General features: G+C 43.5%; 16 protein-coding genes. 5 read left to right on the plus strand and 11 right to left on the minus strand.

Annotated features, from left to right (window positions below):
* Positions 1-266 precede the first annotated feature (266 nt).
* The gene (locus QZZ55_RS18665; RefSeq protein ID WP_293268935.1) at positions 267-1211 is read left to right on the plus strand and encodes a LysR family transcriptional regulator; all 945 of its coding nucleotides are present in this window, start codon (positions 267-269) and stop codon (positions 1209-1211) included.
* A 27-nt stretch (positions 1212-1238) separates the two neighbouring features.
* Here QZZ55_RS18665 and QZZ55_RS18670 read toward each other — a convergent pair whose 3' ends face one another.
* From QZZ55_RS18670 to QZZ55_RS18685, 4 genes are read right to left on the minus strand one after another with little or no spacing between them, the layout of a single operon-like run.
* On the minus strand, positions 1239-2402 hold the full coding sequence (locus QZZ55_RS18670) for a cupin domain-containing protein (RefSeq protein ID WP_293268936.1): 1164 nt from the start codon (positions 2400-2402) through the stop codon (positions 1239-1241).
* Positions 2399-2650 carry a hypothetical protein gene (locus tag QZZ55_RS18675; protein WP_293268937.1) on the minus strand — a complete coding sequence of 84 codons (252 nt, stop codon included), beginning with the start codon at positions 2648-2650 and terminating at the stop codon, positions 2399-2401. The genes QZZ55_RS18670 and QZZ55_RS18675 overlap by 4 nt, the downstream gene beginning before the upstream one ends.
* Positions 2651-2654: 4 nt before the next feature.
* Complete coding sequence (trmJ, locus tag QZZ55_RS18680; protein ID WP_293268938.1) at positions 2655-3407, minus strand: tRNA (cytosine(32)/uridine(32)-2'-O)-methyltransferase TrmJ; 753 nt, start codon at positions 3405-3407, stop codon at positions 2655-2657.
* 51 nt (positions 3408-3458) lie between these two features.
* Positions 3459-4295, minus strand: a complete 837-nt coding sequence (locus tag QZZ55_RS18685; RefSeq protein ID WP_293268939.1) for an alpha/beta hydrolase — start codon at positions 4293-4295, stop codon at positions 3459-3461.
* Between the two features lie 94 nt (positions 4296-4389).
* On the opposite strand from QZZ55_RS18685, the gene QZZ55_RS18690 reads away from it, so the two are divergent.
* Entirely contained in the window at positions 4390-4500 is a 111-nt protein-coding gene (locus tag QZZ55_RS18690; protein ID WP_293268950.1) for a DUF1272 domain-containing protein, read from the plus strand.
* Here QZZ55_RS18690 and QZZ55_RS18695 read toward each other — a convergent pair.
* The gene (locus QZZ55_RS18695; RefSeq protein ID WP_293268940.1) at positions 4480-7002 is read right to left on the minus strand and encodes an EAL domain-containing protein; all 2523 of its coding nucleotides are present in this window, start codon (positions 7000-7002) and stop codon (positions 4480-4482) included. The two genes, QZZ55_RS18690 and QZZ55_RS18695, sit on opposite strands and share 21 nt — an antisense overlap.
* A gap of 327 nt (positions 7003-7329) precedes the next feature.
* Here QZZ55_RS18695 and QZZ55_RS18700 point away from each other — a divergent pair, with 327 nt between their 5' ends.
* Both QZZ55_RS18700 and QZZ55_RS18705 read left to right on the plus strand, forming a co-directional pair.
* Positions 7330-7647 carry a DUF6172 family protein gene (locus QZZ55_RS18700; RefSeq protein ID WP_293268941.1) on the plus strand — a complete coding sequence of 106 codons (318 nt, stop codon included), beginning with the start codon at positions 7330-7332 and terminating at the stop codon, positions 7645-7647.
* 21 nt (positions 7648-7668) lie between these two features.
* A complete protein-coding gene (locus QZZ55_RS18705; RefSeq protein ID WP_293268942.1) occupies positions 7669-8001 on the plus strand; it encodes a YnfA family protein in 333 nt (110 codons plus the stop codon).
* On the opposite strand, the gene QZZ55_RS18710 is transcribed toward QZZ55_RS18705, so the two are convergent.
* The 6 genes from QZZ55_RS18710 to QZZ55_RS18735 all read right to left on the minus strand — a co-directional run bounded on the left by QZZ55_RS18710 (position 7976) and on the right by QZZ55_RS18735 (position 13904).
* Positions 7976-8800, minus strand: coding sequence for a 2OG-Fe(II) oxygenase (locus tag QZZ55_RS18710; protein WP_293268943.1), 825 nt, complete (start codon positions 8798-8800; stop codon positions 7976-7978). The two genes, QZZ55_RS18705 and QZZ55_RS18710, sit on opposite strands and share 26 nt — an antisense overlap.
* Before the next feature lie 135 nt (positions 8801-8935).
* Entirely contained in the window at positions 8936-10009 is a 1074-nt protein-coding gene (locus QZZ55_RS18715) for a cache domain-containing protein (protein WP_293268944.1), read from the minus strand.
* A 184-nt stretch (positions 10010-10193) separates the two neighbouring features.
* Positions 10194-11558: an adenylosuccinate lyase gene (purB, locus tag QZZ55_RS18720; protein ID WP_293268945.1), complete on the minus strand. Its 1365-nt coding sequence runs from the start codon at positions 11556-11558 to the stop codon at positions 10194-10196.
* 90 nt (positions 11559-11648) lie between these two features.
* The gene (gene hflD / locus QZZ55_RS18725) at positions 11649-12314 is read right to left on the minus strand and encodes a high frequency lysogenization protein HflD (RefSeq protein WP_293268946.1); all 666 of its coding nucleotides are present in this window, start codon (positions 12312-12314) and stop codon (positions 11649-11651) included.
* Between the two features lie 6 nt (positions 12315-12320).
* A complete protein-coding gene (gene mnmA / locus QZZ55_RS18730) occupies positions 12321-13427 on the minus strand; it encodes a tRNA 2-thiouridine(34) synthase MnmA (RefSeq protein WP_293268947.1) in 1107 nt (368 codons plus the stop codon).
* Between the two features lie 33 nt (positions 13428-13460).
* A complete protein-coding gene (locus tag QZZ55_RS18735; RefSeq protein WP_293268948.1) occupies positions 13461-13904 on the minus strand; it encodes an NUDIX hydrolase in 444 nt (147 codons plus the stop codon).
* A gap of 94 nt (positions 13905-13998) precedes the next feature.
* On the opposite strand from QZZ55_RS18735, the gene moaE reads away from it, so the two are divergent.
* The gene (gene moaE, locus QZZ55_RS18740) at positions 13999-14463 is read left to right on the plus strand and encodes a molybdopterin synthase catalytic subunit MoaE (RefSeq protein WP_293268949.1); all 465 of its coding nucleotides are present in this window, start codon (positions 13999-14001) and stop codon (positions 14461-14463) included.
* The last annotated feature ends 150 nt before the right edge of the window (positions 14464-14613 follow it).

A 14613-nucleotide genomic window follows, 5' to 3' on the forward strand; every position in this document is an offset into this window, starting at 1 on the left:
ATACGAGCAACAGATTCAGGGTTGATCGTATCCCAAGCAGAGCCATTCGCTTCACGAAGCGTAGAAACTGTATCGATATCTTTTGTGTAATTTGACATGGTTAGTCCTGCCTGATTATTGAAGGTAGTCACAAACTGCCTTGGTTAACTTTGAGATCATTGTATGGAAAGATTTGATATAATTGAAATAAATGTCAGTTATTTCTACCATTCATGATATGAATAGTAGGTATGATTAACGCTAAAAATTATATATAGGTAGGAAAGATGAATTTAGATCATATGGATCTTAATTTGCTGGTTTATCTGGATGTGCTGTTACGTGAGCGCAATGTCACTCGTTCTGCCAGCTTGCTGGGCATAACACAGCCTGCGATGAGCAATAGCTTGCGGCGTTTAAGGGAGACCTTTGGTGATCCATTGTTGGTGAGAACCAGCGATGGCATGATGCCAACAGAAAGGGCGTTGGTCATGCAGCCTTTAATACGAGAGATACTTGCCAGCATAGAGCATGTTGTTGAGCCCAGTATTGAGTTTGATGCAGCATCGAGTGATCGAGTATTTCGAATTATGACCAGTGACTATGGCGAATCCACATTAATACCTCGTGTATTGGAAGGCTTAGCTGCTAAAGCTCCTGGTGTAGTTTTGGATATTTTAACCCCTAGTGATATGAGCTTTTTAGAAGTAGAGCAGGGGCATGTGGATTTAGTTATCAATCGCTTTGACAGTATGCCGCAATCCTTTCATCAGGTGACCCTGTGGCATGATACCTTCTCTTGCCTTTTTAGCACTGATAACTCAGTGGCTCAGGATTTTACATTACTCAGCTACCTTGAATCGAACCATGTATGGGTAAGTAAAACAGGTATGGGGGCTGGCATGGGACTTACGCCAAAAGACACGACCCGATTAGGGTGGGTGGATGAAGCGTTATTACGTATCGGTCATAAGCGTCATATATCAGTATTTACTCGACACTATCAATCAGCGACCTTATTAGCAGAACAGAAAGGGTTGATTGTAACGATACCGACGCGTGCGGCAATGGCACAAAAAGATAATCCGAAATTGATATTAAAGGCCCCACCATTCGATGTGCCATCTTTTGAACTCAAAATGGCATGGAGCCCTTTATTACAGCATAACCAAGCACATCAGTGGTTAAGGCGACTGATTATTGAAGCGGCTAGGGCAGCCTCACTTCAATAATCAAATGGTTAGCTGTTAACAGTAGGGTTATTCTTCTGCGTAGACAGCATCCATATTGTATAGCTCGGTAAGTACTTCCAGTGCTTCTGTATTGTTAACCTGCTCAGCGCTGATAGTAGGAAGGTCGCAAAGTGATCGTGCAAAGGGAGCCGATTCTTGGCTTATTTCGCAGGCTTCACTGTTAACATAGAGAACAACGCTACCGTCGGTTCTTTCCCGGTAAGCAAAACGGCTACCTTCTGATCGATATATTAGCCCACCATCTTGTAGATACTCTGTCAGCTCTTCTACTGAATATTGTTCTGTTTCTTCAGGGGAGTCGGCTTGCTCAGCGTATTTTTGTTCGGTCATAAATTGACCAAACCAGTTCTCGAGTAGCTCAGGTTCGTTCAGGTAGCCGGTCATAATAGACCTGACTTTTTCCATATCAGACTGGCGAATGAGCCCTGGGCTCTTTTGCAGAGTTAGTTCTGGATCGCTATAGCGTGTTTCGCTTTTAAGCTGGTCGCCGACGAAGTCGGTAAACTGCCTTAATATATCGGCATGTGATGGGGCGCGAAATCCAACAGAGTAGGTCATGCAATCATCAGATTCTGCTGTACCGTTATGCCCGAGACGAGGAGGGATGTAAAGCATGTCTCCTGGGTTAAGGAAATAGGTCTGCTCTGCGTCCCACTCAGGCAAAATCATTACGGGTGTGTCATTACGGCGTGGTGAGTCTTCACCAAATATACCGCCCACTTCCCAGCGACGTTGCCCGGTCGCTTGAATGAGAAAGACATCATAGTTATCGTAGTGGGGACCTACGCCGCCACCTTTGGTTGCATAACTAACCATCAAATCATCAATACGCCAGCTGGGGATGAACCGGAACTGCTCTAATAGTGCGTTGGCTTCTGGTGACCAGTGATCAACCGCTTGGACTAGCAGCGTCCAGTGGCTATCCGGTAGGTTCGAAAAACGCTCATCTGAGAATGGGCCATTTTCTAATTCCCACTGCTCCCCCGTAGGGTCTTGAATAACTAGCCGTGATTCTACTTCTTCTTCGCAAGCAAGCCCTGCAAGCTCATCAGCGCTAACCGGTGGCTCAAATTCAGGAAATGCATTACGAATTAGAAGCGGTTTTTTTTGCCAGTATTCGCGTAAAAATGTTTCTACGGATATGTCGCCCAGAGGGAAATGTGAGTTCATCTTTTTAGTAGCTCAACCAGTTCGATGGCTGTTTCTTCAAGTTCAGCCATAATCTTACGCTTATCTTTGGCCGCAACTGCTGCAATACGGTTGTTGCCAACCACTTTAGCGCATTTTTGGATTTTCAAAGCGCAAGCCTGAATTGCACCCAAGTTGCTTTCATAAGCATTCATCTCTGCGGCTACTGCTTCGATACCGACTTGTAGGCGGCGTGCATCTTCTTGAAGGCTGGTTAGATCTGTGTGCATTACGCTAATCCTTTTTTTCTGTAGACGATAAGTTTTCAATGGTTTCCTGAACCGAAGCTAGGATACCTCGTAACATGCCAAGTTCAGCTTTTTCCGGGCGCGTCCGGTTGAAGTAGCGTTTTAGTTTGGTCATGGCGCGTCCTTCGTGCTGAGGAATAATAAAGTTGGTGGCTCTAATTACCGTTTCTAAATGTGTATAAAACAGTTCCATTTCCTTTTGGCGCGGGTATTCAGACTCGGATCTTTCTTTTACGGGAGTCTGCGCGGCCATCCAGATTTCGTAGCTCAACAATTGAATTGCTTGCGCAACATTGAGTACGGGGTATTCTGGATTTGCAGGGATGTAAACATGAAAGTTACACAACTGCAGTTCTTCGTTCAATAGGCCCATAGTTTCACGGCCAAAAACAAGTGCTACTTCACCTTGTGATGCTTCTGATGTGATTTTGTCCGCACACTTCCTTGCATCTAAAATGGGCAGGTCAAAAGTGCGGTTGCGAGCGCTAGTACCGATAACCAATTGGCAATCAGCTATGGCCTCTTTTAGCGTGCCAACGACAGTTGCGTTATCTAGCACGTCTTTAGCGCCAGCTGCGCGCGAGTCTGCTTCCTCGCTGGGGTATTCATGTGGATCTACAAGCCAGAGTTGCGAAAGCCCCATGTTTTTCATAGCACGTGCAGCCGCACCAATATTGCCAGGGTGAAAGGTATTAATCAGTACAATGCGCACATTGTTTAGCCGAGCGTTGTGAGTCATAGAAACCAGACCATTATAATTTGGTTGCTATTATAGATGAGACACCTGCTCTCACAAAGCGTCAATAAAGCGATTCAGATCATAAATAAAGCGTTCTTTATGCCAAAGGTGTGGTGAGTGGTCTGATTCTGAATAAATCAGAAGCTCAGAGTGTGAAATTGTGTTGGCAACCCATTTCTGTAAGTCACTACTGTAGAACTGACTTTCATCACCGTAAATCAACAAAGTCGGGCGATTGATTTTAGAGAGTACTTCTCGATAATCCTGCTCAGTAATACTGATCCAACATTGTGTTAATAGGTGAGAAGGTAGCTTTTGTAGATGTTCGCGCATATGCTGAAAGCCCCGCGAATTATTATCATAATTTTCACGAGAGCGTCGATTATTACCAAAAGCAATGAGCTCTAAAACTCCTTCTGCAAAGTCTGTATTAAATCGCTGTATTAAATGACTATTTTTAGTTTCGTTTAATGAGCCATAGACTCCGTGTTTCCACGTCTCATCGGTAACCAATTTGGGGGACTGGTCAACAATACAAAGGCCCGTTAAGCGGTTTTGACCATGACGACGGATGTACTCCCATGCCGTGAGGGCTCCCATGGAATGGCCAATGAGTACGGCATTATGAACATTCAGCTGGCAGAGAAGTTCATCGAGATCATCTGCCATGCGTGGAAGTGCCATATTGGTTTTTTCATCATGAGAGTGGTCACCATGGCCTCGAGCATCCCAGCAGATAACACGATGATTTTCTGCCAGTTCAGAGGCAAACGGCAGCCATTCACGCACACTGGCTGTCCAGCCGTGTAAAAATACTAGGGTAATATCCCCAGAACCAAGGGAAATATAATGAACATTAGTATTATCAGAAGTTTGCAGTGTTTCCATTGTTCGTAACCGTGGATAAAAATCAAAGGCTTAGCCTACTATCAGACGATAGTCTTGGCTATTGGTATAAAGTGATATATTTTGCGATATAGACCTGCCATTACATTCAACACAAGCATGTATCTGTACATATGAATGTACCTTTTGTCGCTCATGCGTCGAGGAGCTTTCTTTCAAGCTGCTTTTATTTATTTCTGGTGTTTGAGGAGCTAGACGAAATGTTGATGGGTAGACAGTCAAGTTCAAGCAATCGACTAAAAGCATCGGCAGGGATAGGTTTTGAATATAAGTACCCTTGGCACAATGAGCAGCCAATACTGTGCAGTATTTTTGCTTGCTCTAGAGTCTCTACACCCTCAGCTATCACGGTGAGCCGTAGGCTATTGGATAGTGAGAGCACTGCATCAACAATAGACAAAGCATCATTGTTTTCGTGTAAGTCCATTACAAAGCTTCGGTCAATTTTTAATTTTGATACAGGCATATTTTTTAGATAACTCAGTGATGAGTAGCCGGTTCCAAAGTCGTCTACAGATAAACCTACGCCGAGGCCGCGAAGTTCCCAGATTCTAGTCACTGCTTCTTTAGCATTTCCGATTAGTACTGATTCTGTTAACTCAATTTCAACACGAGACCTATCTATTTGAGTGCTATTCATTAATGTATCGAATCGTTCAACAATGTTAGGCATGCGTAGTTGGCGAGCCGACATGTTAAATGCAATATGTAAATCGGGGTGTCCTTGAGTATGCCATTGATGAGCTGTTGAGAGGGCGGAGTGCAAAACCCACTCTCCCAATTCCTCAATCAGGCCGTACTCCTCTGCAACGGCAATAAAATCAGTTGGGGGAATGGGTTCGCCGTTAGGGTAGCTCAAGCGGGCCAGTGCTTCGGCCCCAACAATTTTACTTGTTTTTAAATCGACAACCGGCTGAAAATGAAGGTCCAGATTCTGGCCTTTTAAGGCGTCTCGTAAGACGAGCTCTATTGAAGTGCGTTTACGTACGCTACGGTGAACAGCTCCGTCGTATGGTTTAACACCACTGTTATCTCGTTTGCTGTGGTACATGGCAAGGTCGGCACAACCTAGCAAATTGCTTGCAGTACGAGCGTCGTTTGGAAATGAAGTAACGCCAATAGAGGCTCCCATATCCCATTGGCTTTGTCCGATATGCATAGGGAGAGCTAGGCTTGTCTGAATACGCTTAGCAAGGACAATTAACTCATCTGGATTATTGACTTCTCGTACTAATACGGCAAATTCATCACCCCCTAGCCGCGCAACGATATCACCACTGCGCACTATTTTCATGAGACGTTTGCCTGTGATTCGTAATACATCATCACCTGCAGCATGGCCAAGAGTATCATTAATTTTTTTGAAGTGGTCGAGATCCATCAGCAGTAAACCGAGAACGCTATTAGACTCGGTTGCGACAGCAATGGCAGTTTCTAGCTCGGCCCGAAAATGAATACGATTATGAAGGTCTGTTAAGTCATCGTGAAAGGCCGCGTGTCTAAGCTTATTAACTGCATCGTTCATTTCAGTGATATCACGGCCAAAGATATTGATATAATCTAGTTCTGGTACTGGACTCATAGTGAATTCGAATTCACGATCGTCAAAATTTATTCTTGTATCAAAGCGTCGATTCATCGTAGCCATATCTTGTAAACGTATCTGCCATTTCTTTGGGACTTGTGAACCAACGCTTGTTTGCCAATATGCAAGAAGTCCCATCCCTGCTGGGTTGGCAAATAATACTTCGCCATTGGTTGATACACGTAAAACGGGTTCAGGTAACTCGGCAGGTAGCCGGGCAAGCATGGATGCGTCACGTCCTAACTGTATATTATCGAAAGCGATAGCAGCATTGTTTAGATAGAGTTCCAGAATTTGGCGTTCATCAGGTTCAAGTTCGCGGTTGGTACGAAGCCCTACAAGGCCGGGTACTCTATTGTGTAATCGAATAAAGTGGTCTCTACCAATACTAATGAGGGTTTGTGGTTGCTGTTCTAATTGACGTTGTTGGATGTCGGGCGCTAAATTGAATGGGGGGGCTAGGGATGTGCAGCCGTCTGCAAATGCCGTAGGTATTCCGGGTGCATCGATAAAAGCAGCAGCCTCGGAGAACGGAGCTTTTGCGAGAGTGCGAATAACCTCGCGGGCTAAGTCTTCTGTAGTATGCTGTGTAAAGAGTGTTGTACTTGATGAGACAACAGATGTAAGCCCGTCCTGTGTCCGCTTGAGAGTAACAATATCCTGATAAGTGCGTATACCCGCAACAATGGTTGTAAAAAGCCGATTAGCAGTTAATTCGGCCTTTTCTTTATAATCATTAATATCATAATTGACCATTACCTCACATTCTGGAGCATATCCCGGCTGCCCTGTACGTAATACGATACGAACGGAGGTGTTCAGCATGCACTCTCGAATATGTTGTACTAGCTTCAGGCCCGCATCATGACTTTCCATTACAACATCTAGTAAAATCAAGGCGATGTCAGAGTTCTCTTGTAATAACTCTTTAGCTTCTCGTGTACTAGATGCATGTAACAGGTGTAGCTTGCGGCCCAATACTTCAGTGTCTTTCAATACAAAACGTGTGACTTGGTGAACGGACGGCTCATCGTCAACTATAAGTATAGTCCAGCAGCTGTTTACTTCTTCAGTGTTGCTTTTTTCTTCGCTAAAAACTATCACTATACTCTCTCGGATGTTATTTAGTGGCTGCGATGTATTGCTGTTACTCCATTTAGAATCAGTGTGGGCCCCTTCCTAGTAGGAGTGTCCTTAAAATGAACTATAGTTCAAAAATTAAATTTTTGAAGATAATAAAATGCTTGATCAGCGTTTGAGTTCATTCTGAAGCCTGCATTATTAGGATTAAGGAATATAGGTATCTCTGCCACAATAATGTCCACCAATTATCTGATAGTGAATCGCTACTGACGTAAAAATAACGTAAAATGGGGGCAACGTTCTGTCATATCGGGGTTGCTGGTTCGGTAACCCATTTCTAGGATAAACATGAAAAAAACATTTGCACTGTCGCACCCTAAAATTAAATACGCTCGTTTGATTGAATCAGCTAAGAGTGATGCAAAAAAGTATGTGAAAAGAGAAAGAAATAAGCAGTTACCAAGCGGTGCTGATTATTGGGACTTTGATTGCAAATATGGCAATACAGAGCAGGAAGCAAAAGTGATTCACTTATCAGAGATTAATAAGTACATAGATGAAGCAGAATCTCAGCAGCTAGAGTCGTTTTATCTCGAAATTATGGTAAAAGCTGCCACACGTGAAAGACGCGAAGACTCAGATTCTGACTCTGATTGGGATATGTAAGCTATTTGTTAGAGTAACAACGTGCTTGAGATAAAAACCTTATTTCTTTTTCTGATAACGGCTGTTACAGAAATTATAGGCTGCTACTTGCCCTATTTGTGGTTGAAAGAAGAGAAAAGCATTTGGTTACTGGTGCCAGCAGCGGCGAGTCTTGTGCTTTTTGCTTGGCTTTTGTCGCTACACCCGGCCGCAGCTGGGCGTGTATATGCTGCTTATGGTGGCGTTTATGTTTTTGTTGCTATTGTTTGGCTGTGGTTGGTGGAAGGAATTAGACCCACAACATGGGATGTGGTGGGTTCTGTTGTCGCGTTACTGGGCATGGCTATTATTATGTTTGCTCCACGCCATAGCTAACTTCTTCCAATGGGGGTTTTACTGACCGTCCATAAAATGTTTCTTGGGCGAACTCCGATAAAGCAATGCCTGGTTGGGAGTTGTAAGCCAGAACAACGAGCATGCGTGTTGAATCACCTTTGGTTGGTGTAACACGGTGTAATGAGTCCCTACCGCGAAACAAAACAAGGGCACCGGGTTCCATTGAGAGTGCGGTTCCTTTAATTTTCCCTGCTAATACAGAATCAACCAGAGAGTAGTTCATATCTCCTTTGCTCGAATTTCTGGCATCTTTTACATATTCAAATACACCGCCGGCTTCTGGTTTTTGCACTAATAAGGTAATGGCAAATGATGAATTATCAAAATGCCAGCCAAGCTCTTCACCCTCACGAGCATAATGTAAGTTAATAGAAGAGAGCGGGTCTGCATATTTATGTAAAGACTCTTCGCCTAGTACATAGCAAAGAAAACTGTGGAAGCCTTCTGCATCGTAAACCGTTCGTAATGGAGAATTTTCGGAAATTTGGTCATCAGTAATGCAGCCTTTACTTGAAGCTACCTGGTAATTTTGCGGATGTTCGGCTGGAAATTTGCTATCAAAGGGTGTTAAGTAAACGCTATGCGACTGTTGGCAAAAGTAAGCGAGGTGCTGATTTTCTTCGCCTTGTTGAATTATCCTCTGTATGGCACTTGGATATAAAAAATTATCCAGTACTAAGACACCTTTCTGATCAAGCGTATCTTTGCATCGTTGGCGAAACAAGTTGTCGCTTAGGTTGCAGTACTCAAAATTAACGATGTCTTCTAGATTGCTCATAAAAGTGCTCCTTGTAAGTGCCTGCTTAAATTGATGCTGTGTTTAAGCGTAAGGTCTTATTTTGGCGGCACTCGCTAGGCGAGTGCCGTTTGGTTCAAAATATACTCTTGGCTATTTAAGCAGATTTTGAGCGCATTAGTGTCGATCTTTCCTTATTTTGTTTAATGTGATTTGTAAACTGGTACTCAATAGTTTAATTGACTTGGCTAAAGAACCGATCTCATCAGACCGATCAAGAGAAGTAATATTGACGTCCAGTTTTCCTTTACTGATTTCAGTCGCTGTATTCGTTAGTTCAGTAACAGGTTTAAGTATGATGTGCTCAAGAATGAGGAAAAGAATAAATGACGAAATGAGAGCGCTGATGATGGCACCTACAAGAGCATATATGTTGAGCGTATTGAGGTCTTTCAGTGCCTTACCTTTGTCTAAAACGACACCAATTAACCAATCATTTCCATAGAGGCCTTTTAGAGGCTGGAATGATGCAAGCACGAGGGTTTTATTTGAGCTTAGTTCTTGTAGTTGTGGTGTAAGACTTGGAAGCCCTTGGTCAAAAATACTGTCTAAATTTTTGCCATTATAATTACTATTAGGATGGCTAATGATCTCACCCGTAGAGGTGACCAGAAATGCATGACCCGTATTGTTGAAATTTAAAGTGTTCACCGCATCCGATACGCTTTTTAGGCTGAGATCTCCGCCAAATGCACCTTGAATAGCGCCGTTGTCTTTAATAGTCGCAACAGCTGAGATCAAAATATCATTGGTAGCAGAATCTATATAGGGGGTGGTGAGAATAGCTCGGTCATGCTGCTGGGCGAGTGAATACCACGGTCTTGTTCTCGCATCCCATCCGCTGGGTGGGCTCCAGGTTGGTGTGTTGGATATAGGGGATCCGTTTATTTCGAGTCCTCCAAAAATTAGAATAAACTCATCTCGTAGCATCGGGCTGTTCATTACATTTTGAACAGTAGCTAAAGTGAAATCACGTTCTATAACGTCAGCCATCAAATTAATAACGGATAGTTTTCCATTTAACCAGCGTGTGATTTGAGCACCCATCGCGATGGTTGTTTCATTGGTTTGGTTTTCGATTTTTTTGTACAGAGTTTTTTCAATGAAATAGTAGTTGATGCTTGAAAGTATTAAAAACGAAAGAATGATGACTAAAGAGGAGTAAATGGGAATTCTGTGCGATATTTTCATAGATGCCGTATCTCATAAGTTTATTGTTATTAATAAGTTAGATACGCTATTCACCTAAAGTATAGATAGATCCAAATAGGTTGTTACAGTGAGGCCAGAGTTTATTTGAGAGAGAATAGGAATAAAAACGGGGTTCATGCGATAACATGACCCCCGTTTATTTTTACAGCTCTAGCAGAAATGTTTAGATTTTTTTAGCTTGCTCTACCGCATTACCGATGTAGTTATGCGGTGTTAGCTGTTTGAGTGACACTTTAACGTCTTCTGGCAGTTCGAGTGTGTCGATAAATGCCTGAATAGTGTCTTTGTTCATCGTTTGACCACGTGTTAGCGCTTTAAGCTTTTCGTACGGCTCTTCAATTGCGTAACGACGCATTACCGTTTGAATTGGCTCAGCCAGAACTTCCCAAGCATTTTCAAGATCAAGGTCCAAACGCGCAGCGTTTAGCTCTAACTTGCTGATGCCTTTAAGCGTAGACTGATAAGCAATCATGCTGTAACCAAAACCAACACCCATATTACGCAATACAGTTGAGTCAGTCAGGTCACGCTGCCAGCGAGAGATTGGCAGTTTAGCGGCCAAGTGCTGCATGATAGCGTTAGCAATACCCAAGTTGCCTTCTGAGTTTTCAAAGTCGATAGGGTTAACTTTATGCGGCATCGTTGATGAGCCTACTTCGCCAGCAATAGTACGTTGCTTGAAGTAGCCTTGAGACACATAGCCCCAAATATCACGATCAAAATCGATCAGGATAGTGTTGAAGCGGCAAACGGTATCAAATAGCTCTGCAATATAATCATGCGGCTCGATCTGAGTCGTGTACGGATTCCATGTCAAACCAAGCGTGCTGATCATGGTTTGCGCATGTTCTTCCCAGTCGATATCAGGGTAGGCTGATAGGTGAGCATTGTAGTTACCTACAGCACCGTTAATCTTGCCTAAAAATTCAACCTGATCTAGTTGCTTAAGTTGTCGCTGTAAGCGGTGAGCAACGTTAGCCATCTCTTTACCAACAGTCGTTGGTGAAGCTGTTTGGCCGTGAGTACGAGACAGCATAGGCTGGCTTGCAAAGTCACGTCCCATTTTAGCGATTTCATCAGCGGTTTGTTGCATCAACGGAAGGACCGTGCTCAAACCATCTTTCAGCATTAATGCATGCGAAAGGTTGTTGATGTCTTCAGACGTGCAAGCAAAATGTACGAATTCGTTGATGGCTGCTAATTCAGCGTTATCTTTGAATTTTTCTTTGATCAGGTACTCAACCGCTTTTACATCGTGGTTGGTCGTACGCTCGATCTCTTTAACACGCTCAGCGTCAACTTCATTAAAGTCATCAACAATGCGGTTGAGTAAGGTGTTTGCTGTCTCACTCAGTGCAGGGACTTCAGGAATCTGAGGATGAGCAGCCAGTTGTTGTAACCAACGGATCTCAACCAGAACACGGTTACGAATAAGTCCAAATTCACTGAAGATAGGGCGCAGGTCAGCAGTTTTGCTGCCGTAGCGTCCATCTACCGGAGATACGGCAGTGAGGGCAGAAAGCTCCATGTATCGTCTCGCTGTAGCTAAAGGGTTAAAAATGAGGCGCGATTATAGCGGATAAAAGACAAAAAATCTGTAATTCGCCGGATAGAACGCCTACTTCATGATTTTACGCAGGGAAGGGCGCAAACGAGAGCGGAAAAATAGCAAATGCCAGCGCTTTCCACCCACTTGACGCCATAGCATAGCGGCTCGAATGCCTGCCAGTAGCAAAGCGCGGATACGAGCTGCGTTTTCAGCATTTTGTAAATGCCTTGGGTCGCCGCCTACCTGAATGCGAAAACTAAATGAGCTAATGGTGTCTTGGTATAAACTTGCAACATTGGCAACAACGTTGGAGTGTGTAAAAGAAGAGGGGTTATCCAAAGGATTCTCTTCTTCAGGGTTAAAGTAGCGTGCTTTTTCTTTAATGCTCTCTATTCGTGAACCCATGGTATTGAGCATATCTTTGTTTTTAGATAGCTTTTGCTCAAGCATAATCATACTAAGAACATAATTTGTAACGTTGTTACCTTTCGTGTCCTTTTTCTTTTCGACCACATCATTGAGCGCTTTTAAGCCCATGCTAAGGTTGAACGGTAAGTCGTGGATACCACCAAAAATATCCTCAGAAATTTTTGGATCGGTTACAAATAAACTATAAATACTGGTTTCAAGGCTATTTTGCGGAACCATGCCGCGGTTAGCAATTTGATCAACGAGAGATGCTGCCTGAAACATGGCAGCTAATGCGACGGTTTGTTCATCATTCGCTCTGGACATCTTGGATTACGCCTCTTTCTTACCCGTTGAATCGATGGGGCCGCCACCTAAACAAATGTCATTATTGTAAAATACAACAGATTGCCCCGGTGTTACGGCGCGTTGTGGCTCGTCAAAATGTACGATATACGTCCCATCATCATGTTTTTCAAGCCTACAGTCTTGATCAGCCTGGCGATAACGTACCTTCGCTTTGCAACGATACGGGGTTTCTGGCGGGATACCGTTGATCCAGAAAATATCACTACTGGTTAACCAGTCAGTAAATAACAGGTCGTTTTGTATGCCTTGCACGGCAATTAACACATTACGGCCCAAGTCTTTACCTGCAACAAACCATGGCTCTTCTGGATAGTTTTTTAAACCACCAATATGTAAACCTTGGCGTTGGCCGATGGTGTAGTACATTAAGCCGGTATGCTCGCCTATGACATCGCCTGTGTCTGTTTCAATTTTTCCCGGCTGAGCAGGTAAGTACTGTTGTAAGAAATCTTTAAAACGACGCTCGCCGATAAAACAAATACCGGTGCTGTCTTTTTTGTTGTGCGTAATGAGATTATGCTCTTCGGCAATTTTTCGCACTTCTGGCTTTTCTAGTTCGCCCACAGGAAAGAGTGTTCTTTGAATCTCTAGTGACCCTACTTGATGCAAAAAATAGCTTTGGTCTTTATTGTTATCAAGCCCTTTGAGTAGGCTTGTGTGGCCGTCACGCTCACCACGGCGCACATAATGGCCAGTAGCGATGTAATCTGCGCCTAACTCAATGGCGTATTCTAAAAAAGCTTTAAATTTGATTTCCCGGTTACATAAAATATCCGGGTTTGGCGTACGCCCTGCTTTATATTCAGCAAGAAAATATTCAAATACATTATCCCAGTATTCTGCGGCGAAATTGGCTTTGTGCAGTACGATGTTGAGTTTGTCACACACCGCTTGAGCATCGGCTAGATCATCCATCGCCGTGCAATATTCCGAACCATCATCCTCTTCCCAGTTTTTCATGAAAAGCCCTTCTACCTGATACCCTTGTTGGATCAGTAGAACAGCAGAAACAGAAGAGTCTACGCCGCCGGACATGCCGACAATTACTTTTTGTGGGGTTGTATTACTCATTACTCACTCAACACATAAAACAAAAACATCAGACTATAGCTGACGAACAAAATTTAGAGGAAAACGTCGATTATCCAGATAATCATCGATGCAAGCCAGTACCATCTCACTGCGTAACGATTCTTTTTGTTTCAATAGCTCATCATGGCTAAACCAGTGAGTGCTAATGATATCACTGTCTAACACATAGTCAGCATCATGAGAGACTATTTCAGCGATATAACAGAGCCGGTGATATGTCACATCATTGGTCTTACCTTTGATCGTATATAAGCCTAACAAATGAGTAAGCTGAACATGGTGGCCGGTTTCTTCGAGCGTTTCTCGAATAGCCGCGGCTTCAAAAGTTTCACCTTGTTCGACATGGCCGGCAGGCTGGTTAAAAACACGGGATTCGCCTGAGAACTCTTCGACCATTAAGAAGCGACCGTCTTCCTCAATAATAGTGGCAACGGTAGCGTGAGGTGTCCAGCTCATTTAACTCTCCCAAATCGGCGTAACTGTCAGCATAACTAAGGCGCACACCATATCATTAATGTTATGATTTTTCTCACGATAACGAGGTGTTGTGATGTCAGACCAAGCAGCTAAAAATTTAATCAAAGTACAAACAGAAGATTTTTCGATAGGCGAACTCTACGATTGGCTTAAATCAGCCGATGCCAGTAGTGGTGCTGTAGTGACATTTACCGGCATAGTACGTGAACATGTTGAAACCCAGATGCAAGAGATGTTTCTGGAGCATTACCCCGGTATGACAGAGCGCGCATTAGAGCAAATAGTAGAACAAGCCCGTCAGCGTTGGCAGCTCGGTAATGTTGTTGTTATCCATAGAGTAGGGCGGTTGTCCCTGAATGATAATATTGTATTTGTCGGAGTTGCCAGTGGCCATCGTGTTAATGCTTTTGCCGCCGCGCAGTTCATCATGGATTATTTAAAGAAAGATGCGCCATTTTGGAAAAAAGAGATCAACGCACAATCCGAAGCCTGGGTAGAGCAAAAGTCTTCTGATCTGGATGCAGCAAGCAAGTGGTAATGTGATTGCCCACGAGCACTTTGAAATATTGCTTGTTTATACGGTGTGCTCGTGGGGTAAATATCCGGCAGGTAATCAGAATGCTGAAGCGATATTATCTGTTGATATGTTTATCAATAGAACCATGCATGGCTGCTATCGACCCTAAGC

It is taken from the genome of Neptunomonas sp., assembly GCF_016744175.1.
Classification (GTDB): Bacteria; Pseudomonadota; Gammaproteobacteria; order Pseudomonadales; family Balneatricaceae; genus Neptunomonas.

Bases quoted from the DNA above. Each gene is read 5' to 3' on its own strand.
- trmJ (WP_293268938.1), bottom strand. From the start codon at position 3,407: ATGACTCACAACGCTCGGCTAAACAATGTGCGCATTGTACTGATTAAT.
- QZZ55_RS18700 (WP_293268941.1), top strand. From the start codon at position 7,330: ATGAAAAAAACATTTGCACTGTCGCACCCTAAAATTAAATACGCTCGT.
- QZZ55_RS18670 (WP_293268936.1), bottom strand. From the start codon at position 2,402: ATGAACTCACATTTCCCTCTGGGCGACATATCCGTAGAAACATTTTTA.
- QZZ55_RS18665 (WP_293268935.1), top strand. From the start codon at position 267: ATGAATTTAGATCATATGGATCTTAATTTGCTGGTTTATCTGGATGTG.
- mnmA (WP_293268947.1), bottom strand. From the start codon at position 13,427: ATGAGTAATACAACCCCACAAAAAGTAATTGTCGGCATGTCCGGCGGC.
- moaE (WP_293268949.1), top strand. From the start codon at position 13,999: ATGTCAGACCAAGCAGCTAAAAATTTAATCAAAGTACAAACAGAAGAT.
- QZZ55_RS18735 (WP_293268948.1), bottom strand. From the start codon at position 13,904: ATGAGCTGGACACCTCACGCTACCGTTGCCACTATTATTGAGGAAGAC.
- QZZ55_RS18715 (WP_293268944.1), bottom strand. From the start codon at position 10,009: ATGAAAATATCGCACAGAATTCCCATTTACTCCTCTTTAGTCATCATT.
- hflD (WP_293268946.1), bottom strand. From the start codon at position 12,314: ATGTCCAGAGCGAATGATGAACAAACCGTCGCATTAGCTGCCATGTTT.
- purB (WP_293268945.1), bottom strand. From the start codon at position 11,558: ATGGAGCTTTCTGCCCTCACTGCCGTATCTCCGGTAGATGGACGCTAC.
- QZZ55_RS18675 (WP_293268937.1), bottom strand. From the start codon at position 2,650: ATGCACACAGATCTAACCAGCCTTCAAGAAGATGCACGCCGCCTACAA.
- QZZ55_RS18710 (WP_293268943.1), bottom strand. From the start codon at position 8,800: ATGAGCAATCTAGAAGACATCGTTAATTTTGAGTACTGCAACCTAAGC.
- QZZ55_RS18685 (WP_293268939.1), bottom strand. From the start codon at position 4,295: ATGGAAACACTGCAAACTTCTGATAATACTAATGTTCATTATATTTCC.